Annotated in this window: 21 protein-coding genes, 1 tRNA gene and 1 pseudogene; 19 read left to right on the forward strand and 4 right to left on the reverse strand. The window is 43.2% G+C overall.

What is annotated here, in order from left to right; all coding sequences use genetic code 11:
• Positions 1-17 precede the first annotated feature (17 nt).
• The 6 genes from GSF13_RS11530 (at position 18) to GSF13_RS11555 (ending at position 5,916) form a co-directional block, all read left to right on the forward strand.
• A complete protein-coding gene (locus GSF13_RS11530) occupies positions 18-2,960 on the forward strand; it encodes a hypothetical protein (RefSeq protein WP_249122774.1) in 2,943 nt (980 codons plus the stop codon).
• The gene (locus GSF13_RS11535; protein WP_010606293.1) at positions 2,947-3,552 is read left to right on the forward strand and encodes an SPOR domain-containing protein; all 606 of its coding nucleotides are present in this window, start codon (positions 2,947-2,949) and stop codon (positions 3,550-3,552) included. The genes GSF13_RS11530 and GSF13_RS11535 overlap by 14 nt, the downstream gene beginning before the upstream one ends.
• Positions 3,553-3,633: 81 nt before the next feature.
• Positions 3,634-4,188, forward strand: a complete 555-nt coding sequence (locus tag GSF13_RS11540; protein ID WP_227387649.1) for a FlgO family outer membrane protein — start codon at positions 3,634-3,636, stop codon at positions 4,186-4,188.
• 14 nt (positions 4,189-4,202) lie between these two features.
• Complete coding sequence (locus GSF13_RS11545; protein WP_211868407.1) at positions 4,203-4,856, forward strand: FlgO family outer membrane protein; 654 nt, start codon at positions 4,203-4,205, stop codon at positions 4,854-4,856.
• Between the two features lie 10 nt (positions 4,857-4,866).
• On the forward strand, positions 4,867-5,508 hold the full coding sequence (locus GSF13_RS11550; protein WP_249122775.1) for a FlgO family outer membrane protein: 642 nt from the start codon (positions 4,867-4,869) through the stop codon (positions 5,506-5,508).
• 333 nt (positions 5,509-5,841) lie between these two features.
• A tRNA-Arg gene (locus GSF13_RS11555) sits at positions 5,842-5,916 on the forward strand.
• Positions 5,917-6,024: 108 nt separating this feature from the next.
• Here GSF13_RS11555 and GSF13_RS11560 read toward each other — a convergent pair.
• Positions 6,025-7,221: a flagellar assembly protein T N-terminal domain-containing protein gene (locus tag GSF13_RS11560; RefSeq protein WP_206471555.1), complete on the reverse strand. Its 1,197-nt coding sequence runs from the start codon at positions 7,219-7,221 to the stop codon at positions 6,025-6,027.
• A gap of 204 nt (positions 7,222-7,425) precedes the next feature.
• Between GSF13_RS11560 and GSF13_RS11565 the strand changes: the two genes are divergently transcribed.
• A complete protein-coding gene (locus tag GSF13_RS11565) occupies positions 7,426-7,902 on the forward strand; it encodes an LPP20 family lipoprotein (RefSeq protein WP_010606298.1) in 477 nt (158 codons plus the stop codon).
• 74 nt (positions 7,903-7,976) lie between these two features.
• Here the strand turns inward: GSF13_RS11565 and GSF13_RS11570 are convergent, their stop codons facing one another.
• From GSF13_RS11570 to flgA, 3 genes are all read right to left on the reverse strand, one after another.
• On the reverse strand, positions 7,977-8,405 hold the full coding sequence (locus GSF13_RS11570; RefSeq protein WP_102056453.1) for a flagellar protein FlgN: 429 nt from the start codon (positions 8,403-8,405) through the stop codon (positions 7,977-7,979).
• Positions 8,398-8,721: a flagellar biosynthesis anti-sigma factor FlgM gene (flgM, locus tag GSF13_RS11575; protein ID WP_010369298.1), complete on the reverse strand. Its 324-nt coding sequence runs from the start codon at positions 8,719-8,721 to the stop codon at positions 8,398-8,400. The genes GSF13_RS11570 and flgM overlap by 8 nt, the downstream gene beginning before the upstream one ends.
• A 72-nt stretch (positions 8,722-8,793) precedes the next feature.
• Positions 8,794-9,501 carry a flagellar basal body P-ring formation chaperone FlgA gene (gene flgA / locus GSF13_RS11580; RefSeq protein WP_010606300.1) on the reverse strand — a complete coding sequence of 236 codons (708 nt, stop codon included), beginning with the start codon at positions 9,499-9,501 and terminating at the stop codon, positions 8,794-8,796.
• A gap of 140 nt (positions 9,502-9,641) precedes the next feature.
• On the opposite strand from flgA, the gene GSF13_RS11585 reads away from it, so the two are divergent.
• The 12 genes and pseudogenes from GSF13_RS11585 to flgK all read left to right on the forward strand — a co-directional run bounded on the left by GSF13_RS11585 (position 9,642) and on the right by flgK (position 21,300).
• The gene (locus GSF13_RS11585; RefSeq protein ID WP_010606301.1) at positions 9,642-10,574 is read left to right on the forward strand and encodes a chemotaxis protein CheV; all 933 of its coding nucleotides are present in this window, start codon (positions 9,642-9,644) and stop codon (positions 10,572-10,574) included.
• Positions 10,575-10,589: 15 nt separating this feature from the next.
• The gene (locus GSF13_RS11590; RefSeq protein ID WP_010369291.1) at positions 10,590-11,423 is read left to right on the forward strand and encodes a protein-glutamate O-methyltransferase CheR; all 834 of its coding nucleotides are present in this window, start codon (positions 10,590-10,592) and stop codon (positions 11,421-11,423) included.
• Between the two features lie 280 nt (positions 11,424-11,703).
• The gene (flgB, locus tag GSF13_RS11595; protein WP_010369289.1) at positions 11,704-12,114 is read left to right on the forward strand and encodes a flagellar basal body rod protein FlgB; all 411 of its coding nucleotides are present in this window, start codon (positions 11,704-11,706) and stop codon (positions 12,112-12,114) included.
• Between the two features lie 2 nt (positions 12,115-12,116).
• On the forward strand, positions 12,117-12,548 hold the full coding sequence (gene flgC / locus GSF13_RS11600) for a flagellar basal body rod protein FlgC (RefSeq protein ID WP_010606302.1): 432 nt from the start codon (positions 12,117-12,119) through the stop codon (positions 12,546-12,548).
• Positions 12,549-12,565: 17 nt separating this feature from the next.
• Positions 12,566-13,248: pseudogene (locus GSF13_RS11605) on the forward strand (flagellar hook assembly protein FlgD).
• A 41-nt stretch (positions 13,249-13,289) separates the two neighbouring features.
• Positions 13,290-14,690: a flagellar hook protein FlgE gene (gene flgE, locus GSF13_RS11610; protein ID WP_010606304.1), complete on the forward strand. Its 1,401-nt coding sequence runs from the start codon at positions 13,290-13,292 to the stop codon at positions 14,688-14,690.
• A 123-nt stretch (positions 14,691-14,813) separates the two neighbouring features.
• Positions 14,814-15,578 carry a flagellar basal body rod protein FlgF gene (locus GSF13_RS11615; RefSeq protein WP_211868409.1) on the forward strand — a complete coding sequence of 255 codons (765 nt, stop codon included), beginning with the start codon at positions 14,814-14,816 and terminating at the stop codon, positions 15,576-15,578.
• A gap of 16 nt (positions 15,579-15,594) precedes the next feature.
• Positions 15,595-16,383 (forward strand): flagellar basal-body rod protein FlgG, encoded by a 789-nt coding sequence (gene flgG / locus GSF13_RS11620; protein WP_010606305.1) that lies wholly within the window; start codon positions 15,595-15,597, stop codon positions 16,381-16,383.
• A 16-nt stretch (positions 16,384-16,399) separates the two neighbouring features.
• Positions 16,400-17,083: a flagellar basal body L-ring protein FlgH gene (flgH, locus tag GSF13_RS11625; RefSeq protein WP_010606306.1), complete on the forward strand. Its 684-nt coding sequence runs from the start codon at positions 16,400-16,402 to the stop codon at positions 17,081-17,083.
• A gap of 109 nt (positions 17,084-17,192) precedes the next feature.
• Complete coding sequence (locus GSF13_RS11630; RefSeq protein ID WP_253105307.1) at positions 17,193-18,203, forward strand: flagellar basal body P-ring protein FlgI; 1,011 nt, start codon at positions 17,193-17,195, stop codon at positions 18,201-18,203.
• A 108-nt stretch (positions 18,204-18,311) separates the two neighbouring features.
• Positions 18,312-19,286 carry a flagellar assembly peptidoglycan hydrolase FlgJ gene (flgJ, locus tag GSF13_RS11635; protein ID WP_102056457.1) on the forward strand — a complete coding sequence of 325 codons (975 nt, stop codon included), beginning with the start codon at positions 18,312-18,314 and terminating at the stop codon, positions 19,284-19,286.
• A 1-nt stretch (position 19,287) separates the two neighbouring features.
• Positions 19,288-21,300 (forward strand): flagellar hook-associated protein FlgK, encoded by a 2,013-nt coding sequence (flgK, locus tag GSF13_RS11640; RefSeq protein ID WP_211868411.1) that lies wholly within the window; start codon positions 19,288-19,290, stop codon positions 21,298-21,300.

The following is a 21,300-nucleotide window of genomic DNA, read 5'->3' on the forward strand; positions in this document are numbered from 1 at the left end:
TAGGGTAAGCGAACGTAATGAGAGCCCCCGCTATTTGGCGCGCGTTACTAATTGGCATACTATGCTATCAACCTGCTATGGCATCGCAGGTTGATACTTTGCAACAGCTATTAGAACGGGTTGAACGAGTAAAAGCAAAACTTGCGATACAGCAAAGTGAGCGGGTGGTCTCTCGGGTTGATGTTGGTACGGAACTGTTTTTATCCGCTTATAAAGGAAATTTATATTTAGGTGAAGTGATCGCGGTGACGTCGGAACAAGGCGTCAATGTGGAACTCTTGAGCTTGTTTTCAGCTTTGGGCTTTGTGGTATCAGAAGATGTATCAGGAACTTTTGATGGCTGGTTCTTCACACCTGAAAACACCTTTAGTCTTAATGCCAAAGCGCATTTAGTTGAGAGCAAAGGGCAGCGAACGCAATTGAGTGATAAGGAGGTTCAGGTTATCAATGGTGAGGTATTTCTCGCCGATTATATCGTTGCGACCTTATTCGATGTGAGCCTGTTTACCGATATACAGGATTTATCTCTTACGGTTAAAAGTAGGCAAATTCTGCCAATAGAAGCACAGCAACAGCGATTAGGAAGAGAAGTTGTCAGGTTTGACCGCAATGCCAGCGCAACATTACCGTGGCGACCAAGTCCTTATCAAAGCATCGGTAAACCAGTGCTGGATGCTCAGATAAATGCGCAGGTGACTGAAGACATTAGTCAGACGTCTTATTCCCTTATTGGTTCGCAAGACATCGCCTATTGGCAAGCTCAGTATTTTATTGCTGGTAGAGAGGGAGATGTGATTAATCGCTCACGATTATCCCTAAACCGTGCTTCTAAAAAAGCCGATGTTTTACCGTTTGGCAACTTTACCAAGGTATCGCTCGGTGATGTACAGAGTGTTCAAGTTGGAGTTGATGCGCTAAATGAAGAAGGGCGAGGAGTGAACTTCAGTAACGCGCCGTTAGATAGCCGCACTAACCGTCAGCGTATTGTCATCTCAGGTCCTGTTCAGGTAGGGTGGGACGTAGAGCTTTATCGAAATGGATTGCTAATAGGGCAAGAAAATAATGTTCAATCTGGGCGCTATGAGTTTGAAAATATTGATTTACTATTTGGTGAAAATACCTTTGAACTGGTGATGTATGGAGGGCAAGGTCAAGTATCAAAAGAAGTGCAGACCTATTATGTTGAACAGAGCACCGTAAACGAAGATGAAGGCTTTTTTGCCGTATCAATTACTGAGACGGGCAAAAGTATACTGGACGACAAGACTGCGGTATCAGGAGCATCAAGCTGGCAAGTAAATGGTCGATTTGACTACGGTCTTACTAAAAATTTTGCGGTGTATGCAGGCTTGCAGCATCGTCAAGGTGTAAAAAATAGTGCCTCAGAACAATACTTTTCTACAGGGTTTAACACCAATATTAATAAACGACTATTACTGGATGTTGACTATAGTAAGAGCGAAGCGAACCAACGTCTCTCTGCAAATACTCGAACCCGTCTATTTGGCCAGCAGGTAGGTGCTAAATTTGAGCTAAAGGAAGATTTAGAACGGGATGAAAATGCGACCGAGATAAAATTAACGGCGGCGGGAGATTGGTCTCTTTTTGATGCCGCTAAAATTTACTATCGTGCTGAATACTTTCAGCTTAATAGAGCTAATATAGACACCACCGAGCAAGCGTCGCTGCTGTTTAGCACGGGGAATTATTGGGGCACTTTCAGTAACCAATTTGTGTGGCAAGCGCAGACAGATCAAGCCAGCGATGTGAGTGGCTACTTGCGCTGGCAGCGAAGGATTTTTGGGATATATAGTCGTTTTACTACTTGGTATGACATAGAACCTGCTAATGAAATTACAGCTGCTGAGCTAGAGTTGAGCAAAGCGCTAAGTCCTGAGCTTGATCTTGGCATTACCTTATACAAAGACTTTGCTGCGGAATACTATAAAACCGAACTTGGATTGAGCTGGAACCATGATAAGTTTCGGTTGTTAACAGACTTGCAATACGATAACGATGATAACTGGCAACTAGGCCTCTCTGGACAAGTAAGTATTGGAGCAGGCGAAACCGTAGATCAGGTTTTTTTAACTGGCAAACGCTTGTCGCAGTTTGGCTCTTTGATGATTCGTGCTTTTATCGACCAAAATAATAACGGCTATCTTGACGATGGGGAGTTACCGCTGAAGGGGGTAACTATAAAAGCATTGCAAAACTTTGCACAAGGTAAAACTGACGACGACGGTGTGGCTCTATTACCCGCAATGGTTAATTACAAACGAACAGATATTATTGTTGACAAAGAAACGATCCCTGAACCCTTTTTAATTCCCGCTAATGATGGCTTTTCATTCACTCCAAGACCCGGTCATATTGAATATGTTGAAATACCATTTGTAAACTCGTCGGAAGTTGAAGGTATTGTTGAAATCAATGAGGGTACTGAGCGCCGACCTGCAGGGTTCACCACCGTAAGTTTACTTGATGAAATGGGTAACGAAGTCGCGCGCACTCAGACGGCATATGACGGCTACTATGTATTTACTGGTTTGAAGCCTGGGACTTACCGTACAGCGATAAGTGATGCGAAAAGGCTCGCGGTAGCCAGTACTCAACAGATAGAAGTGGAGTTAAGTGCAGAGGGAGACTTGCTGCTTGATGTAAATCACGAATTACAACGACAGCGCGCAACCACGCAAGAGTTTGCTGTAGTTGGACGCTTCAAGACATTAACGATATTAAAAGTGTATGCGGCGATTTTGGCTAAGCGTTATCCCGCGTTATTAAGCGGTGGTTTTGGGTATGCGCAACAAGAAGGCGACGCCACTTATTTACTTATATTAAGAGATGACGCCACACAAAATGCGGCAAATATTTGCCAAAATCTACTTCCCTTCAAAGTTTCTTGCACGGTGGAAGCCTTAACTATTTATGAAAGAGAAAACAATGCAATCAATTAAGTGGCATCTCATTATGCTCAGTTTCGTTGCGTTAAGTGGTTGCCAAGCAACTGCGAGCAAGAGTCAACTTGACTCATTACAAATGAAGAAGCAGCTATCTTTACTGGAACAGCAGGTAAGCACCTTACAACAAGAAGTAGAACAGCTCAGAGCGCTAAAACAGCAGGTTGCTAAGTTTGAAGAAGTGCAGGAAGATTTAGATGTTATTGCGATGCAGCTATCAAATTCGCTTGCAAAGCAAAAGCATGCTGAGCTTTTAGCAGAGCAACCCGAGCAAGTGATAGAGCAAAAAACAAAGCCCACCGAGAAACAAGAACAGCCTGTCGAGATAGCTGAATTCGCAATTCAATTGGCCTCTACAACGGAATATACCAAGCTTAGGCAAACCTACGAGCAACTCAAGGATAAGTTACCGCAAGACTTTGCAACAAGCGAAGTGAATATCGAGCAAATAGATATTCAAAATACGAAATATTATCGGCTCAAATTAGGTGCATTTGCAGATAAGGCCTCTGCATACAAAGGTTGCCAGCAACTTAAGCGTGCAGGTTTAAGCTGTTTGGTTAGCCATTACACCAGTCATCGACTTTAAAACTTGGTGCGTATTTTGCATTTTATCCAATAAGTTTATCGTGGGCTTGGTGAAATGAAATATCTAGCACTCATAGTGATTATGTTGTTGGCAGGGTGTACAAACAGCCAACAGGTCGGCAAAAGAGAAGCGACCCAGCAGCAAGAAATCTTACCTGACTTAGATGGATTTGGCGCTCAGTTAGCCGCGGAACTCGGGCAGTATGTACGGCCGTTCAAGCCGAATTCAACGGTTGCTGTGACGAGTTTTTTTAAGGCTAATCAGCTGGATGATACCGTTGCTGGACAAGGTTCAGGCTTGAGCGTGGCCTTGCAAGAATCCCTCATGACCCATTTAAGTCAAATGGGGGCAGATGTCGTGGAATATCGACTCAGAAACGCTTTATCTTTACAAAGTTCTGCCGATAGTATGTTAAGTCGAGAATTGAATGTGCTGAATCAGCGCCAGAAAATTGACCTCGTGGTGGTCGGGACAATCGTAGAAAGTCGAGATACCTATTTGGTCAATGCGCGGCTGGTCGATACGTTACATAATCGAGCCGTCTCAGCCGCATCAATCAGCATTCCAAAAGCTGTTATGTGGGGTACGGAGCGTGTCACAAATCGTGACGGTCAGATTATACGAAGCCAATATTAGTGGAGATGAAAGTAATGAAAAAAGTATTAAGTTTGGTTTTGCCGCTTTCATTGATGGTTGGCTGTGCTCAGAGTAACTTTTTTGCGGTGGATAATGCTCAGGCTGAGCCCGTGCGTAATGGCTTTGAAAAATCTTCGATGTATCAAAGTAATCCAAACGGTATGAAACAATTCACTGTTTCTCAGCAAATGGCTGGTAAAAATGTCACTCACTATGTCCAGTCTATTATGCAAGACATGGTTGCAAACTTGAAACACGTGAATGAGAAAACGCCGGTAGCAGTGACAAGCTTTGTATTTTTAGATAAAGAATTTGATAAAGGTTCCTTGCTGGGTAACCAGTTGGCTGAAAGCTTTATCCATGAGCTTCATGCATTTGGGATCCCTGTTGTGGACTTTAAAACAACAGACTATATCCGGGTGACACCTGAAGGCGATTTCATTTTTAGCCGTGACTTTTTAGAGCTATCTGACGACCATCCTTTTTTGTATGTGCTAGGTGGTACTTTGGTGAATCATCAGGGCGGGGTTATGGTTAATGCCAGAGTGGTTGGGCTTAGAAGTAAAAGTGTCGTGGGTTCTGCTCAAGGCTTTTTACCGCAAAACGTAGTTAACGCCCTACAAGATGGTGCGGCATACGATGGCATTCGTATAGAGCGTGCGAACTAATTCGGAGGCGATGATGAAAAATGTAGTGCTATTCGCGACGACACTTGCATTACTCGGTGGCTGCGAAATGACAAAACAAATGGCTTCCGAACCTACAGAAACGCAGCAATCCGACATGGAAATATTATATGCCATGATGGAAGAGCAAGAGCGTAATGAAGATTCACAAGCCGCGGTATTGCAAGATATTGGCTTCGTTAGCTATCGTCATCGCAAAGAAATTGCTAACTACGCCAATCAAATTGCGTTGGAACTGTCAGATACTGTATTAGGGCAAAAGCCTGAGTCGATAGCGGTAGCCAGTTTTGTCAACTTTAATGAATCATTAAGGGATACAAACCAGCTAGGAAACCAATTGGCTGAGTCCTTAATGCATCAAATGCAAAAGCTGGGTTATCAAGCGTTAGACTTTAAAGCATTGGGGAAAATTGAAGTGACATCCAGTGGCGACTTGACTTTTTCGCGTAAAGCAAGCCGCTTGAAAAACACGCAATCTCCCAGCCATTTGCTCACAGGCACTATGGTTTACCGTCCACGAGGCGTGGAGGTAAATGCAAGATTGTTAGAGTTTAACACCAACTTAGTGATAGCAAGCACGGTGGTGACCATCCCGTATTTTATCCTTGATGATCAGGCAACCGCTGCAAGGTAGTACTTCAAATAGCGGTTTTTAGAAGAAAATACCGTTTAGGTTTTATTAAACGAAGAACTATCCTACTTCTTATTCACACCTCAAGTGAAGTAACTGATAGCGCAGTAGTGGGTCTTAACTGCTGCGTATTCACCTACTGAACCACCTCATTTATTACCGCGAATAAATTGACTATTAATCTTTAAAAGTTCATTAAGATCAGTATACTAAAGTGAAGTCACTGAGATGCAGTACAACAGAGAATCAACAATTCTCGACTTTCATTGGTATTAAGTACCGCAGATCCCGCTAGTGAAGGTCAAAAAAAGCGATCGTTATCTGACTTTAGAGATTGTCCCCATAGTTTAATGGATAAAACAAGGCCCTCCTAAGGCTTAGATGTAGGTTCGATTCCTACTGGGGACGCCATTGGTATCACTTTTGCGTGGAATTACCAAAGTAAATGGGCGGCGGAAGCATGATGTAGAGTGTGTAAAGTCGTCGAAAATCTTGTCTGCGTCATAGGTAGTCTTAACCTTACAGTTCAAACTCATTTTCATTTTCTATTTGAATTTCAACCAAATCATTAATTTGCACATTGTGAAGTGGGCGATTACTGATATTTACCGCAATGGCGTTTTGCGCATTCACCTGGATCACTTGCAGTTTATTAATGGTTTTAATTTGATGCATAAATATTTTACCATCGACATTAGTCAGCGGATTACTATGCGCTACGTTAAGGATCTGGCCATTCTCTAAGCCATGCATGCGGCCCAAATTAATAACGACTTGTTCATCATCGATATGTAGGATTTTGCCGTTGGTTGGTAAGCAGGCCACCGCTGCGTTTAAATCAGTTGCGATTTGTGTCAGCGTGGTTTGGATCTCATCAGCATAATCTGTCTGCCAAAAGCGCTCACTGTACACATCAATTAGTTTGGTTTTCTTAAACGGCCACACGCCTTGAGTGGCATATTGCTTTTGCCACACCCTTTCATGAGAAAGTGCATCAAACAGCGCAAAGTCTACCTTGAAGCTTCTTAAATATTTATCACTTTGCCAAAATGCGAAGTCGCTATTAAGTTTATCGACACCAGCAATATCAGTAATTTGACTCAGTAATACAAATTGGCTGTTCGTATTTGCCGTAATGGTCTCGATTAGCTGTTCATTATAATCAAACCGCTGGCTGAAAAAGCGGTTAACGTCTATGGTCTGTGCGAAATAGGGAACAGGTTCTAAGCTCAACTTTTGTTCAGACATTGTCTGGTATAGGCGCTCGCTCACCGCTTTATTTATGTCAAAAATTTGACCTAGTGTTGCTTGGTGTTTATTTTTTAACTGACTTTGTGTGACTGCAACCTGTTTGTCGTAAGCACTAGTAGGGCACTGAGCACTCTGTGGGGTAATATCGATATGTAATGTCACCTGCCATGAGTCACCAACTTTTGCTTCAGCAATTACGTTGGCACTTTGGATTTCAGCATTTGAGCGGATCTTAAGTTGATCTTGGGTGAGCACACCATCGGTGACGGTTTGCACACTACTCACCGAAGCGCCAGAAAACAGCAAAGCTTGTGTGATGGCGTCATTTACCGCCTTTCTTTTGGCTTTTTGATGGTCGCCATTTTTAACGTCAGCCATGCCGGTAACTTCAAACCATTCAGCATAAGCTGGATGAACCAAGGTGATACACAACAGTGATAGACTGGTCGCGAATTGCTTTTTCATGTTTAAATGCCCAGATCAAAAACTACTCTTCAACTCAGCAATACCTGTGCCAAATTTTGGCAAGGTTCGTGCATAATCACACATTATGAAAGTTAATTTTATTTCTTGCCAATACTCAATGAAACCACAACAACCCTTGCGAGACCAAGATGTTGGGGAAGTGCTTAATTTTGATTGGTATATATTGTAGCGGAGTGGGGTGAAATGCGTATCACTAATTCTATCAGTTCAGTTGTTATGGTTTGTTCGCTAGCAGGGCTCAGCGGCTGTTCAAGCCTCGTTGATAAGCATATTGAATATGAAACAGTGCAACCGGAAACTTTTCCTGTTTTACGGGCTGTGGGGTACGCTCCTTTGAGTGCTCAGCCGGGTAAAACTGCGGGTGAGAAGCAGCTAATGGCCATTAAAGTGTCAAAATTAGAAGCGTATCGTGAATTGGCTGAGCAACTGTATGGCCAGAATTTGACATCCACTATTACGGTAAAAGGAGCGGTTGCGCAAAACGACGGTCTTAAGAGCCAAGTAAATGGACTTGTTCGTGGGGCTAAGGTGCTGAAAAGTTACGCAGTTGGTGATACTTACGCGACGGAGTTAGAGCTTGATATGAAACGCGTTTATGATTTGTATATTACTCAAGTCAAGCCGCAGAAAATTAAGAAGATATCTTATAGCTTTAAGTAAGCACTCATCACATATCGCTTACTTAATGCGTTTCACTTCGATTGTTCTTCAATACTAAAATACGACAGGCGTGGCTACGCCTTTAGGTTACGTACCAATTCACTGTCGCTACTTTTCACGCTGCCATCTTGACCATATGTAATCGAAGTTGGTGCGCCAATTAAGATCCCTTTTAGTTCACGTGTGCTTACATTAGCCTGATGAGCCGTTTTAGCATTGATTTCATTTTTGGTTTGGCACTCACTGAGTAGTGCTCGCACTTTAGCAACGAGCGGGGCTACTTCACTGCTTTCAAAGACGTGAGACTCAGTTTTTGACAATTCATTGTCGAGCTTTTGCAGTTTTGAAATGAGAGTTAGCTTTTCACGAGCGATTTCTTTTAAGTTGTCGCCACGCCGAGACGCGAGCTCGTCAAGCTCACGAGCCAGAAGCTGGGTCATCGCTTCTAGCGTCGAGATTTGTTCTGAAAGTTTGTGGTGGCAGAGCCGAACCAAATCATCCATATATTTCGAACTCAAATGCAGCTATGTTTTTGGCTAGTTTTTCCGCGTCAACTTGATACTTGCCTTCTGCAATCGCTTTTTTCAGTTCTTCGACTTTCTTGTCGTCAAAGCCTGATGACTGCTGCGCTTTTTCGTTGACCGTTTTCAGCTGTTGCGCTTGTGGAGTCAGGCTCACTGAATCCGCAGCTGCTTTCGGTGTAGCTGGTGATTTAACTGACGCACTATTAGCATCATTTCTTTGCAATTCAGCCTTCTGTTGCTTAACATTATTAGCAACGGATGTAGACTGATTCTGACCGTTAACTTGATTAACCATGATTGTAGACCCAATAAAATTATACTCTCAGCCTTGTTATCGGCGTTTAATAGTATTACTTTAGCAAATTTTTTATAAATTCACCTCTACTGTTTCCACTTCTATTACTCTAGCACGTAAGGTTTTGCCAGAGCGAGCGTTTTTAATATTAATAAGTTCACCACGGTTGCCATCTTGCTGCGCTTCTCCTTGAGTTTTGATCACAAGCCCACCTGATTTAGCAATAATCGTCACAGTATCGCCTTTGCAGACCATACAAATATGAGCCTGAGTAAAGGCTTGACCTTCTCTGATATTACGTTTGCTTCTACTGCCTATTAGTATCGACTTATCTTCTATATAGGAAACCCTACGAAAACGTTTCGGCTGATACTCTATTTTCACATCGTCATCCTGAATAACACGGCCTTTTTCTAACATGGTCGCGCTAACTAAAATAGGGAAGAGGTGATCGATACGCACGTGGACGTATTGAGTCCAGCTGAGGGTATCGTTGCATCTAATTTGTACTGTCACTTGAGTGTCAAAAGGCGGAGTCATTGCTGTACTATATTGCAACGGCGATTGACAATCTCTTGCTGGAATTCTTGAATCAAGTGGTATAGCAGTTAGTGATAGCTGGCTGTCGGGATCTTGCTCTACATTTGGTTCAACAAATTCTATTGCGCTTTGTTCTAAAGTTTTGTTGTCATATTGCTGACAATAACCATAGTCAACGCCTATAAAATAAGCGAACAAACAAAAAAACTGAATGTAATGGGTTTTTTTTAACAAACTCATGATGTTTCGACTATGCTTATGGGGTGAAACAAGGTATAAAGATTCTGCTTTAATAACTGCACCTAATCAAGGGTGGTAAACCATATCAGAGTCGAAGCAAAGATCGTTCCGATTAGCGGTTTATACAGTAGGAGATTGAAATGGCAGGTATTTTAGACTCGGTTAACCAACGTACACAGCTGGTTGGACAAAACCGTCTCGAGCTATTACTTTTTCGACTTCAAGGTCGACAGCGCTTCGGCATTAACGTTTTCAAAGTCCGAGAAGTGCTTCAATGTCCAGCATTGACAAGCATGCCCAAGTCAAACCCTTTGATTCGAGGGGTTGCTCATATTCGAGGCCAAACAATATCCGTAATTGACATGTCACTTGCGGTTGGTGGGCCTCCTATTCAAGATATTCGCAATTGTTTTATTGTAATTGCGGAATACAACCGTTCAGTTCAAGGCTTTTTAGTCAGTGCGGTAGAACGCATTGTGAATATGAACTGGGAAAAAATAATGCCCCCGCCATCTGGGGCAGGCCGTTATTCCTATTTGACAGCGGTTACAGAAATTGAAAACGAGCTAGTTGAAATATTAGACGTAGAAAAGATCCTCAATGAAATTTGCCCGATCAACACGGAAGTCAGTGCTGACATTGTCTCTGATGGTGAAATGCAAAAAGATTTAGGCGAACGTATTGTCTTTATCGCTGATGACTCTGCGGTTGCTCGTAATCAGGTCAAACGTGCATTGGAGCCATTAGGTGTTCAGACTGAGCTGGCAAAGAATGGTAAAGAAGCACTTATCAGGCTTCGTGAAATTGCCGAAATGGACTGTCAAAATAATGTCACCGAGCGAGTTGGGCTATTGATTTCTGACGTTGAAATGCCAGAAATGGATGGTTATACGCTAACGGCTGAAATAAAAGCTGATCCAAAATTAGCGCCATTGCATGTGATACTCCATACTTCACTGAGTGGTGTATTTAATCAGGCCATGATTGAGAAGGTTGGCGCTGATGATTTTATTGCTAAGTTTAACCCAGATGAATTAGCTTCAGCGGTTAAAAAATGGGTTCATTGTGATTAAAGCTGGTGGTAGCACTTGGAAAATAAGCATTTAGAGCAAAAAGAGTACGACCAATTTAGAACCTTTTTGGAGCAACAGTGCGGTATTGTACTGGGTGACAATAAATTGTACTTGGTCAAAAGCCGACTCGCTCCTCTGATGGCTCGCTTTGGTGTGGAAACACTATCGTCTTTAGTAGCTAAAACACTCAGTCCCCATGAGCGGCAATTGCGTGCCGCTGTGGTGGATGCGATGACAACGAATGAAACACTTTGGTTTAGGGATACTTATCCGTTCGAGCTAATTAAATCGAAAATCTTACCAGAGTTTAAAGACTTGAGACGTCCAGTTAAGATTTGGTCGGCGGCAAGTTCATCAGGACAAGAGCCATATTCAATTGCGATGTCTGCGAGTGAATATGTGAGTAAAAGCCCAGGCGCGCTGAAAATGGGTGTTCAGATCGTTGGTACAGACATTTCTAACACGATGCTTGATATGTGTAAGAATGCTGAATATGACGCGTTGGCGTTGGCGAGAGGGTTGTCGCCTGAGCGCAGAAAGAAGTTTTTTATGGATAGCGGTAATGGAATGGCTAAGGTAGTTGAACCTATCCGTAAAATGGTCAGCTTTAGACATTTAAACTTGCTAGATTCTTACGCGTTGATGGGTAAGTTTGATGTTATTTTCTGCCGTAACGTCCTGATCTATTTTTCACCTGAAGTGAAAGCCAAAATCATTTCGCAATTTGCTCAGTCGTTAAACCCGAATGGCTATTTGTTTTTAGGGGCGTCGGAATCGATGGCGGGGTTGAGTGACGACTTTAATATGATCCGTTGTAATCCTGGGATTATCTATCAGAAAAAGACTTAATACTCACATATAGCGGCAGGGATAGTCGCTATAGCTAGTATTTGCAATTTGTAACGTAATTCTAATAACTATCTCCTACCTTTTAGCCTCAAATTGCTTCAGCCAAGTTGGCAATTATTCGAATATTTGCTCTTATTTACGTTACCGACTCAACACTGATTTAAGTTTAATTATTCCAAAAATATAGTTTAATTGTATGAAATTTAAGGGATAAATTTAACCTTAAAACTGGCCTAAAGATTGCTTTGTCATACCTGAGTCAATTTTTTGGAGTCAGATAATGGCAATTAGTTTCGATAAAGCGTTGGGTATACATCAGCATACTATGCTGCTTCGCTCACAACGCGCTGAAATTCTAGCAAGCAATATCGCAAACGCAGACACTCCAGGATACAAAGCTAAAGATATCGACTTTGCTAGTGCTTTGAAAGCGGCAAAGACAATGCAAAGAAGCGGCAATGATATGGTTAGAACAGATGCAAAACACCTCAGTGGTGGTACTAAAATGAGTAACTCATCTGAACTATATCGTTCGCCAAATCAAGCAGATACAGGTGATGGTAACTCAGTAGACATACAAGTGGAACGAAATTTGTATGTACAGAATGCATTAGAGTACCAAGCCAGTTTGCAATTTCTTGGTGGTAAGTTCAGTGGCCTTAAGAAGGCACTCGGCGGACAAGGGGCATAATTATGAGTTTATATAACGTTTTCGATATTGCGGGTTCAGGGATGAGTGCACAGAATGTGCGACTAAATACCACCGCAAGTAATATCTCGAACGCAAACTCAGTGAGTTCTAGTCAAGATAATGTTTATCGCGCTAGACACCCTGTATTTGCCGCTGAACTTTCCAAAGCTTCAGCTTCCCAGAGCAATGTCGCGGGATCGTCAGTTGGAGTAAAAGTATTAGGTGTGGTTGAGAGCGATAAGCCGCTTCAAGTTGAATATAACCCAAACCACCCAAGTGCTGACGCAAATGGCTACATTTATAAACCGAATGTGAATGTGGTAGAGGAGATGGCAAACATGATTTCTGCTTCTCGCTCTTACCAAACCAATGTTCAAGTTGCAGATGCTGCAAAGCAAATGCTTAGTAAAACATTGCAACTAGGCCAGCGCTAAATTGGGAGTAACAGCTGATGAGTAATAATGTAAATGCCACTTCTTCAACGGGTGTAGATTCACTCTACTGGGACAGGCAGAAACAGGCCGAGGAGAAAAAGCCCAGAGATGAGCTATCGCAAGAAGATTTCTTCTCGCTGCTTACTCAACAGCTCTCTTTCCAAGATCCAAGTAAGCCTGCGGACAACGATCAAATGATCGCGCAGATGACAAGTTTTACCATGGCCGAGGGGATTTCAAAGTTAAATGAGAACTTTGACTCGTTAGCTGCATCAATGACTTCTAACTCAGCGCTTCAAGCATCAACGCTGATTGGTAAAAAAGCATTACTCGAATCAACGACGTTAGAACATGGTGATGATGCACTTACAAAGGGCTCGGTGATTGTCCAAGAGCCTGTGCAGAATTTATCTGTGGGTATTTATGACGAATCTGGAGCGATTGTTAAGACGCTTGAGTTTGGTGAGCAAAGTGTGGGCGCTGTGCGTTTTGAGTGGGATGGTAAGAATAAAGATGGCGAGATGATGCCCCTGGGGAATACACCATAAAAGCCGAAGGCATGATTGAAGGTGAATATCAGACTTTACCTTCGGCCACATTTAGAAATATTGACAGTGTTAATGTTAATGGTGCTAACGGCATCGTCATTAATACCAAAGAAGGCGCGGTGCGCTTAACTGATATTGCTGAAATAGCATAGTAGTTTTAAAGAATTAACCTTAAGAACTTAGAGGTGAGAGTATGAGTTTCAATATAGCACTGACAGGTATTGCCGCCGCGCAAAAAGACTTGGACGTAACAGCAAATAACATTGCTAACGTGAACACGACGGGTTTTAAAGAATCTCGCGCAGAATTTGCTGATGTTTACGCGTCTTCGGTTTTTAGCTCTGGCAAAACGAAAAATGGTGATGGTGTACAAACTACTATGGTAGCGCAGCAGTTTCACCAAGGGTCATTAAAGTTCACGCAGAACTCGCTAGACTTGGCGATTGAGGGCGAAGGCTATTTTGCCATGTCAAATTCTCTTCAATCACAGGATTTTACGTATTCTCGAGCTGGTGCATTTAAATTAAATAAAGACAACTTTATCGTGAATGCAAAAGGTGACTACTTGCAAGGCTTCCCTGTTGATCCATCAACGGGTGATACAACGTCTTTGAGTCTAAGCACAACATCGCCAATTCAAATTCCAGATGCATCAGGGTCTCCTCGAGCAACATCGCAAATTTATACATCATTTAATCTAGATGCAACGGCGCAGCCACCTACGATTGCATTCGATCCTACGCAAAGTGCATCGTATAACTCAAGAACGGCAATTACGGTATATGACTCACTGGGTGAATCACATACACTGCAGCTATTCTTCAGAAAAACGGCGGATAATGAATGGTCAACTTACGCAACAATGGACGATAAACCTTTTAACCATAATGCGCAGCAAATTGATCCAGCAGCAACACCACCTGTTCCTTATACGCCAGTTAGTGTGTTCCGTTTCGATGCTAGCGGTATTCCATCACAGACGGCTGCCGATCCTTCAGCTACGCCGCTTGTTTTTAACAACAATACTGGCTCGACATTTAACCCCTTAAGTCTTGCTGGACCTCAAGATGCAGTTGACCCAACTATCGGTATGTCAAACTTGTTAGAAAACGGCGCAACCTTCCCGAATGATATTGTTGTTAACTGGCGTGATGAAGCAAACACGGCTCAGAAGTTACCGACACAATATTCATCAGGTCGATTTGAAGTGAAAGCTCTGGAACAAGACGGTGCAACCGTAGGTCGACTAGCTGGTATTGATATTGGTACTGATGGCAAAGTAGTAGCTTCATACACTAACGGTGACTCGACTTTCCTAGGGCAAGTCGCGCTCGTACGCTTCCCGAATTCTCAAGGCCTCCAAGCGATTGGTAATACTGAGTGGAAGAAAAGTCTATCTTCCGGTGAGCCCCTAGCAGGCGAGCCAAACACAGGTACGCTTGGTGGTATTAGTTCATCGGCGTTAGAGCAATCGAACGTCAACCTCACAAACGAGTTAGTTGACCTTATCAGTGCCCAGCGTAACTTCCAAGCGAACTCTCGAGCGCTTGAGGTTAACTCAACATTACAACAAAATATATTACAGATCCGATAATATATTATGCCCTCCAAAGGCTGCTACAAAGGCAGCCTTTTTTATGCCCGTCAAAAACATCTCATCACTTTGGCACTGTGTTTGCATTAACTAGATTAAGTTTGAATTTTATAGGTCATCGTCATGGATAAAATGGTGTATATCGCAATGTCAGGCGCTAAGCAGAGCTTACGCGGTGTGGCACTCAAAGCGAATAACCTTGCTAATGCCAACACGACTGGCTTCAAAGCAGATTTTGCTCAAGCGCGTTCAATGCAGGCATTCGGAGAAGGGTTACCCTCTCGGGTTTTTGCTATGCAAGAACGTCCAGGTACGAATATGACCGGTGGCGCAATCGTTGAAACTGGCCGTGAGCTAGATATTGCAGTAGATGATAAATCATGGATCAGTGTTGTTGATGCCTCGGGTGAAGAAGCTTACACCAAAGTCGGCACGCTCAATATTCGTAATGACGGTGCGTTGGTCACAGCTCATGGGCGTCAACTTATTGGCGAAGGTGGACCTATTGTCTTACCTATCCCCGTTGATAAAGTGGTGTTTAGTGACGATGGCTCTATTCAAGTGCGTCCACAAGGCGCTCCTGCTAACTTTCTTGAAGTGGTTGATCGGCTGAAAATTATTGAAGCAGATAATAATAAGCTGCAAAAAGGCAATGACGGCCTTTATAGACCAAAAGAAGATAAGCTAGAAGATGGGATCTGTGGCTTTTGTGAAATATCACCAACCGCAAAAGTGATGAGTGGCTTCTTAGAGATGTCCAACGTCAATCCCGTTCATGAGATGGTGGATATGATCAACCATCAAAGACAATTTGAAATGCAAATTAAGCTGATGAAAACAGCTGAAGAAATAGATGAGCGACACACTTCGCTCCTACGCATAGTTTAAGAGTGAGGTAGAGATCATGAATCCGGCATTGTGGATAAGTAAAACAGGCTTAGATGCTCAGCAAACTGATATTTCAGTTATTTCGAACAACTTGGCGAACGCCAGTACCGTCGGCTACAAAAAGAGTCGGGCGATATTCGAAGACTTATTATATCAAAACATCAATCAGCCAGGTGGCCGCAGCTCTCAAGATACAGAATTACCGTCTGGTTTGATGCTTGGTGCAGGTGCCAAAGTAGTCGCCAACCAAAAGAACTTTTCTCAAGGTAATATGTTAAGTACCGAAAACTCTTTGGATTGGATGATCCAAGGCCCGGGCTTTTTTGAGATTCAGATGCCAGATGGTACAACTGCGTATTCAAGAAACGGTCAGTTCACGACGGATGAAGAAGGTCGAATTGTTACCTCAGGTGCGGGTTTTCCTGTGTTACCTGAGATGAACGTACCCGACGATGCACAGTCAATTACTATTTCTCAAGATGGTGAAGTATCGGTGCGCGTTGCAGGACAAGCTGAAAACGTTGTTATCGGACAGTTGACGATCAGTGACTTTATTAATCCATCAGGTCTTGAACCGATTGGACAAAACTTGTACACAGAAACTGCGGTAAGTGGTGCACCAGTACAAGGTAATCCAAGCGTTGAAGGGCTAGGTAAGATTGTGCAAGGCGCACTTGAAACGTCAAACGTTAATGTGACCGAAGAGCTTGTAAATCTAATTGAGACACAACGCGTGTATGAGATGAACTCAAAAGTGATTTCAACGGTAGATCAGATGCTGAGCTACATTAATCAACAGCTGTAATTGGGTAGGGGGTATTATGCGTGCATTATATTTAGCCATCGTAACGGTCGCTGCATTATCTGGATGTAGTACAACACAAAATAAAAATGTGGTGCGTGACGATCCGTATTATGCGCCTATCTATCCCGAGGATAATCAAGCCCAAATGGTGGCAACAGGGTCATTATTTAATACGCAGTTCTCCAATGATCTTTATGCTGACAAAAAAGCGTTAAGAGTCGGCGATATTATTACCATCGTACTCAGAGAAACGACTCAGGCGACCAAAGCTGCAAATTCTGAGCTGGATAAATCCAGTGATTCGAGCTTAGACCCTGTGATTGGTCTTGGTGGCAATGCCATCAATATCGGAAAGGAAGCGATACAGTTTGGTGCTAAATCCAGTTCTTCTTTCTCTGGTGATTCGAAGTCTAATCAGTCAAATAGCTTATTCGGGAATATATCAGTCAATGTAACCCGAGTATTGCCTAACGGTAATTTAGTGATCCGCGGTGAAAAGTGGTTAACCCTCAATACTGGCGAGGAATTTATTCGCTTAGAAGGGTTGGTAAGACCTCAGGATGTGACCGCAGATAACACTGTTGAGTCTAATCGAGTGGCAAATGCCAGAATTCAATATTCAGGTAAAGGTGACCAACAAGAAGTGCAAAGTGCAGGTTGGTTAACGAGTTTCTTTATGAGCGCGCTGATGCCGTTTTAAGGTGCTGAAAATGAACAATATGCTTAAGAATATTTTGCTTATCGGTGCGGCCATTACGTTGGTTGGTTTTTCTTCTTTGGCTTCTGCTGAGCGAGTTAAAGACGTCAGTATGGTTGAAGGTGTTCGTTCAAACCAACTGGTTGGCTACGGCCTAGTTGTAGGCTTGCCTGGTACCGGTGAGCAAACCAGATTTACCGAGCAAAGCTTTAAAGCGATGTTGAATAGCTTTGGGATCACGATGCCCGCAAGCTTAAAGCCAAAAATTAAAAATGTTGCGGCTGTTGCGGTTCACGCAGACTTGCCACCTTTTGTTAAGCCCGGCCAAACCATTGACGTTACCGTTTCATCTATTGGTAGTGCTGGTAGTTTACGAGGCGGTACTTTACTTCAGACCTTTCTAAAAGGGGTCGATGGTAACGTATATGCAATTGCGCAAGGAAGTTTGATTGTTGGTGGTTTGGGTGCTGATGGTGCCGATGGGAGTCGAGTTGTGATCAATACGCCGACTGTTGGTCGGGTGGCAAACGGCGCGACAGTGGAGCGAGCGGTACCAAGTCCGTTTACTCAGGGTGATTACATTACCTTTAACTTGAATAGACCAGACTTTACTACTGCAAAACGCTTGGCCGATACTATCAATGGCCTTGTTGGACCAAATAGTGCAAAACCTATGGATGCAGCCTCAGTTCGAGTAATTGCACCAAGAGATCCGTCTCAGCGCGTTGCGTATTTATCTACGCTAGAGAATCTTGAATTCAAACCAGCGGATACCGCTGCGAAGATCATCGTTAACTCGCGCACTGGCACTATCGTTATCGGCAAAAATGTCAAGTTGCAGCCTGCGGCAATTACTCATGGCGGCCTTACCGTAACAATTGCTGAGCAGCAAAATGTGTCACAACCTAATGCGCTGGCGAATGGCGAAACAACAGTGACGCAGCAAAGCATTATCGACGTAAATCAGGATGACTCTCGAGCGTTTGTGTTTGACCCAGGCGTGAGTCTTGATGACTTGGTTAGGGCAATTAACCAGGTTGGCGCAGCACCTGGCGATTTAATGGCGATCCTTGAAGCGCTAAAAGAAGCAGGCGCGATAAATGGTCAATTAGTCGTCATTTGATGTTCCATTATTAATCAACTAGTTAGCCCCGCAATTGTGGGGCTTTTTTTTGGCTCGGATTTTGCATTTATATTTGTATAGTTATTAACGTCAAACAGTGCTGAGTGTATGAACACCGACCAATTGAAAAATCAAAGCTTTTTTGACCTAGGAAACCTTGATTCGATCCGTAAAGAGGCGCTGAAAGGTGCTGGCGATCAAGGTGCCTCAGATCAGGCATTGAAGAAGGCGGCACAACAGTTTGAGTCTATCTTTACGCAAATGTTGTTACAAAGCATGCGTAAAGCGAATGAGGCGCTAGAGGATAAAGACAGTCCATTTAACTCTAGTGGTGTCAAATTTTTTGAAGAAATGCATGATCAGCAACTTTCGATGCACTTATCTGAGCAAGGCAGCTTAGGACTGGCAGATCTGATTGTGCAGCAGTTGTCTCCTAACTCTGAAAAGTATAAGCCTGCCTCAGTAATGAGAGCTGACGGCGATATTTCCTTTAAAAAGCAGGCGACAGCGAGTGAGAGTGTGAATAAACCCGAACCGCAGGTTGTCAATGTAAAGGCTGATGCCTCAAGCGATGAACAAACAGGCTTTGGTTCTCCTGAGGAATTCGTCGACAGAATTTGGGAATACGCTCAAACAGCGGCGAAAAAGTTGGGCTTGAACCCTGCGGTAATGGTTGCACAAGCTGCACTGGAAACCGGTTGGGGTAAACACATCATCAGCAAAAAGGATGGTAGTAGCAGTTTTAATCTATTCAATATTAAAGCGGATAGCCGCTGGAGTGGTGAAAGCGCCAGAAAATCGACACTTGAATTTGAGCAAGGGTTACCGGTGCAAAAGCAAGCCGATTTCCGTGCTTATAAGTCGCTTGAACAAAGCTTTGATGATTATGTCAGTTTCCTAAAAGGTAATCCGAGATACGAGCAAGCCTTAAATAAGGCTGGTGATAGTCACGCCTATTTAAGTGAACTTCAAAATGCAGGCTATGCGACCGATCCGAATTATGCCAACAAAATTAAGTCAGTTTTAAAGCGTATTGATGTATCCGATTTCTTATCCGGTGCGCTAACAAAGGGAGTCAGATGAGATGTCATTTGATCTATTAAATATTGGTGCAGCAGGGGTTAGGGCTAACTCCGAGTTACTACAAACCACCAGTAAAAACATTGCTAACCTAAATACCAAAGGGTATATCCGTGAACGGACTGAGCACGGAACGATGATAGGTGGCATGGTTGGTCGTGGTGAAACGGTGCGTTTGATCAACCAATTTGCGCAGCAGCAATTAAATCGTGATATTTCTAATCAATCTTACTATGAGCAGTTTGTCACTGAGGCAAGCCGTGTTGATACGTTGTTTGCACAAGACTCAAACAGTCTGAGCAAAAGCATCAACTCGATGTTTAACAATTTACAAAGCGCGATTAACTTGCCTTCATCGACAACTAACCGCTCTTTATTTATGACGGGCGCTCAAGGTCTTGTTGATCAAATGGATAGACTGTCAGGAATAGTTGTTGATCAAAACAGTATTGTGAACGAGCAATTGGATATTTTCTCAGAAGAAGCTAACAACCTTGTTCAAAAAATCAGCGAGTTAAATAAACAAGTAGCGAGTAAATCAGCACTCAATCTGAACAATGTCGATCACAGTGTACTTAACGAGCGAGATCAAGCTATCAAGGAACTCGCTGAACTTGTAGATATAGAAACACTCGATGGTGAAAATGGCGAGAAGCTCGTATTTTTAGGCACTGGGGATGCACTTGTGATGCAAGGTGGAGCCTTCAATTTATTCGCGATGAAAGGCAACCCAGATCCTAACCATAAAGAACTAATCCTAGACATTAAAGATAAAAATGTTGTACAGCTCGAGTTAGATAGCGGCAGCTTGAAAGGCAAAATCGGTGGGTTACTGGCGTTTAGAGATGAAGTGTTGATCCCGGCACAAAACCAACTAGGTCAAATTGGCCTCGCATTGGCAGATGCTTTTAATCAGCAAAATAGATTGGGAATGGACTTAGATGGCAACATAGGTGGAGATATATTTAAAATACCTACCGTGGGTGGCTTTGCTTACAGCGAAAATACAGGCACCGCAGCGCTTACGGCAACACTTGAGCCTGGGCGCGGCAATGAGTTGCCAGCTACCGATTTTCAAGTTACTTATACCAGTGCAACAACCGTTGAAATAACAGCTGTAGATGCCAAAGGCAATCCTATCGGTACTCCGACGACTGGCAATATTGCAGGTGGAGTCATCACGGGAACCGGCGATTATTTTGGCTTACAAATGAACGTAACTGGTAGTGGTGCAACAGGTGATAGATTTCTTGTGAAATTAAATCAACAGGCTGCAACTGGGTTGGAGCTTGCAACTCAAAGACCAGAAGCACTCGCATTAGCGTCGCCAATTCGTACTGAAAAATCAGCAGACAATAATGGTACGGCGACCATTTCAGCCGGAGTCGTCACTGATACCGATCCCACGACCAGTGCGTTTACTGCAGGAACGCCGCCAACGTTGAATGATGGTCCTTATACGTTGACTAAAACAGCCAATGCTAACGAATATACGTTAACCAGTAATTCAGGTACAACGCATACCTTTACGGCTCCTGCGGATGGTAAAGATATTCTCTCTGGAGTGGGAGCAGCGCCTGCACCTTTTGATAATCTTGGCTTCACTTTCGATATCGAGGGTACACCGAATACCGGTGATAGTTTTGAGATTAGTTTTAATACTGGTGGTTTTGATGACAATCGTAATGGCGCGGCGCTCGATGGTCTGAAATCGTCGGATTTAGTTAGGCAAAATGTAGAGTCTACAGGTAGTACCGAAAGCCATAAAACCTTTAATGAAGCATATGCCGATATTGTCACAGGTGTAGGGGTTATTACCAATCAAGCGAAAACCAATGGCGCGGCATTTGAAGCGCTGGCTAATCAGTCGAGTGCATGGTTTGAGTCTCTATCGGGTGTAAACCTAGATGAAGAGGCGGCCAACTTGTTACGTTTTCAACAGTCTTACTCGGCTTCGGCTCAAGTCATTTCGGCAGCGAGAACTGTGTTCGATACCTTATTAAGTGCAGCGAGGTAA

This window comes from Pseudoalteromonas sp. M8, from assembly GCF_018141365.1.
Taxonomy (GTDB): Bacteria; Pseudomonadota; Gammaproteobacteria; order Enterobacterales; family Alteromonadaceae; genus Pseudoalteromonas.

Excerpts from the sequence above, each read along its gene's own strand:
- GSF13_RS11530 (WP_249122774.1), top strand. The coding sequence starts at position 18 with ATGAGAGCCCCCGCTATTTGGCGCGCGTTACTAATTGGCATACTATGC.
- GSF13_RS11535 (WP_010606293.1), top strand. The coding sequence starts at position 2,947 with ATGCAATCAATTAAGTGGCATCTCATTATGCTCAGTTTCGTTGCGTTA.
- GSF13_RS11540 (WP_227387649.1), top strand. The coding sequence starts at position 3,634 with ATGTTGTTGGCAGGGTGTACAAACAGCCAACAGGTCGGCAAAAGAGAA.
- GSF13_RS11545 (WP_211868407.1), top strand. The coding sequence starts at position 4,203 with ATGAAAAAAGTATTAAGTTTGGTTTTGCCGCTTTCATTGATGGTTGGC.
- GSF13_RS11550 (WP_249122775.1), top strand. The coding sequence starts at position 4,867 with ATGATGAAAAATGTAGTGCTATTCGCGACGACACTTGCATTACTCGGT.
- GSF13_RS11560 (WP_206471555.1), bottom strand. The coding sequence starts at position 7,221 with ATGAAAAAGCAATTCGCGACCAGTCTATCACTGTTGTGTATCACCTTG.
- GSF13_RS11565 (WP_010606298.1), top strand. The coding sequence starts at position 7,426 with ATGCGTATCACTAATTCTATCAGTTCAGTTGTTATGGTTTGTTCGCTA.
- GSF13_RS11570 (WP_102056453.1), bottom strand. The coding sequence starts at position 8,405 with ATGGATGATTTGGTTCGGCTCTGCCACCACAAACTTTCAGAACAAATC.
- flgM (WP_010369298.1), bottom strand. The coding sequence starts at position 8,721 with ATGGTTAATCAAGTTAACGGTCAGAATCAGTCTACATCCGTTGCTAAT.
- flgA (WP_010606300.1), bottom strand. The coding sequence starts at position 9,501 with ATGAGTTTGTTAAAAAAAACCCATTACATTCAGTTTTTTTGTTTGTTC.
- GSF13_RS11585 (WP_010606301.1), top strand. The coding sequence starts at position 9,642 with ATGGCAGGTATTTTAGACTCGGTTAACCAACGTACACAGCTGGTTGGA.
- flgB (WP_010369289.1), top strand. The coding sequence starts at position 11,704 with ATGGCAATTAGTTTCGATAAAGCGTTGGGTATACATCAGCATACTATG.
- flgC (WP_010606302.1), top strand. The coding sequence starts at position 12,117 with ATGAGTTTATATAACGTTTTCGATATTGCGGGTTCAGGGATGAGTGCA.
- flgE (WP_010606304.1), top strand. The coding sequence starts at position 13,290 with ATGAGTTTCAATATAGCACTGACAGGTATTGCCGCCGCGCAAAAAGAC.
- GSF13_RS11615 (WP_211868409.1), top strand. The coding sequence starts at position 14,814 with ATGGATAAAATGGTGTATATCGCAATGTCAGGCGCTAAGCAGAGCTTA.
- flgG (WP_010606305.1), top strand. The coding sequence starts at position 15,595 with ATGAATCCGGCATTGTGGATAAGTAAAACAGGCTTAGATGCTCAGCAA.
- flgH (WP_010606306.1), top strand. The coding sequence starts at position 16,400 with ATGCGTGCATTATATTTAGCCATCGTAACGGTCGCTGCATTATCTGGA.
- GSF13_RS11630 (WP_253105307.1), top strand. The coding sequence starts at position 17,193 with ATGGTTGAAGGTGTTCGTTCAAACCAACTGGTTGGCTACGGCCTAGTT.
- flgJ (WP_102056457.1), top strand. The coding sequence starts at position 18,312 with ATGAACACCGACCAATTGAAAAATCAAAGCTTTTTTGACCTAGGAAAC.
- flgK (WP_211868411.1), top strand. The coding sequence starts at position 19,288 with ATGTCATTTGATCTATTAAATATTGGTGCAGCAGGGGTTAGGGCTAAC.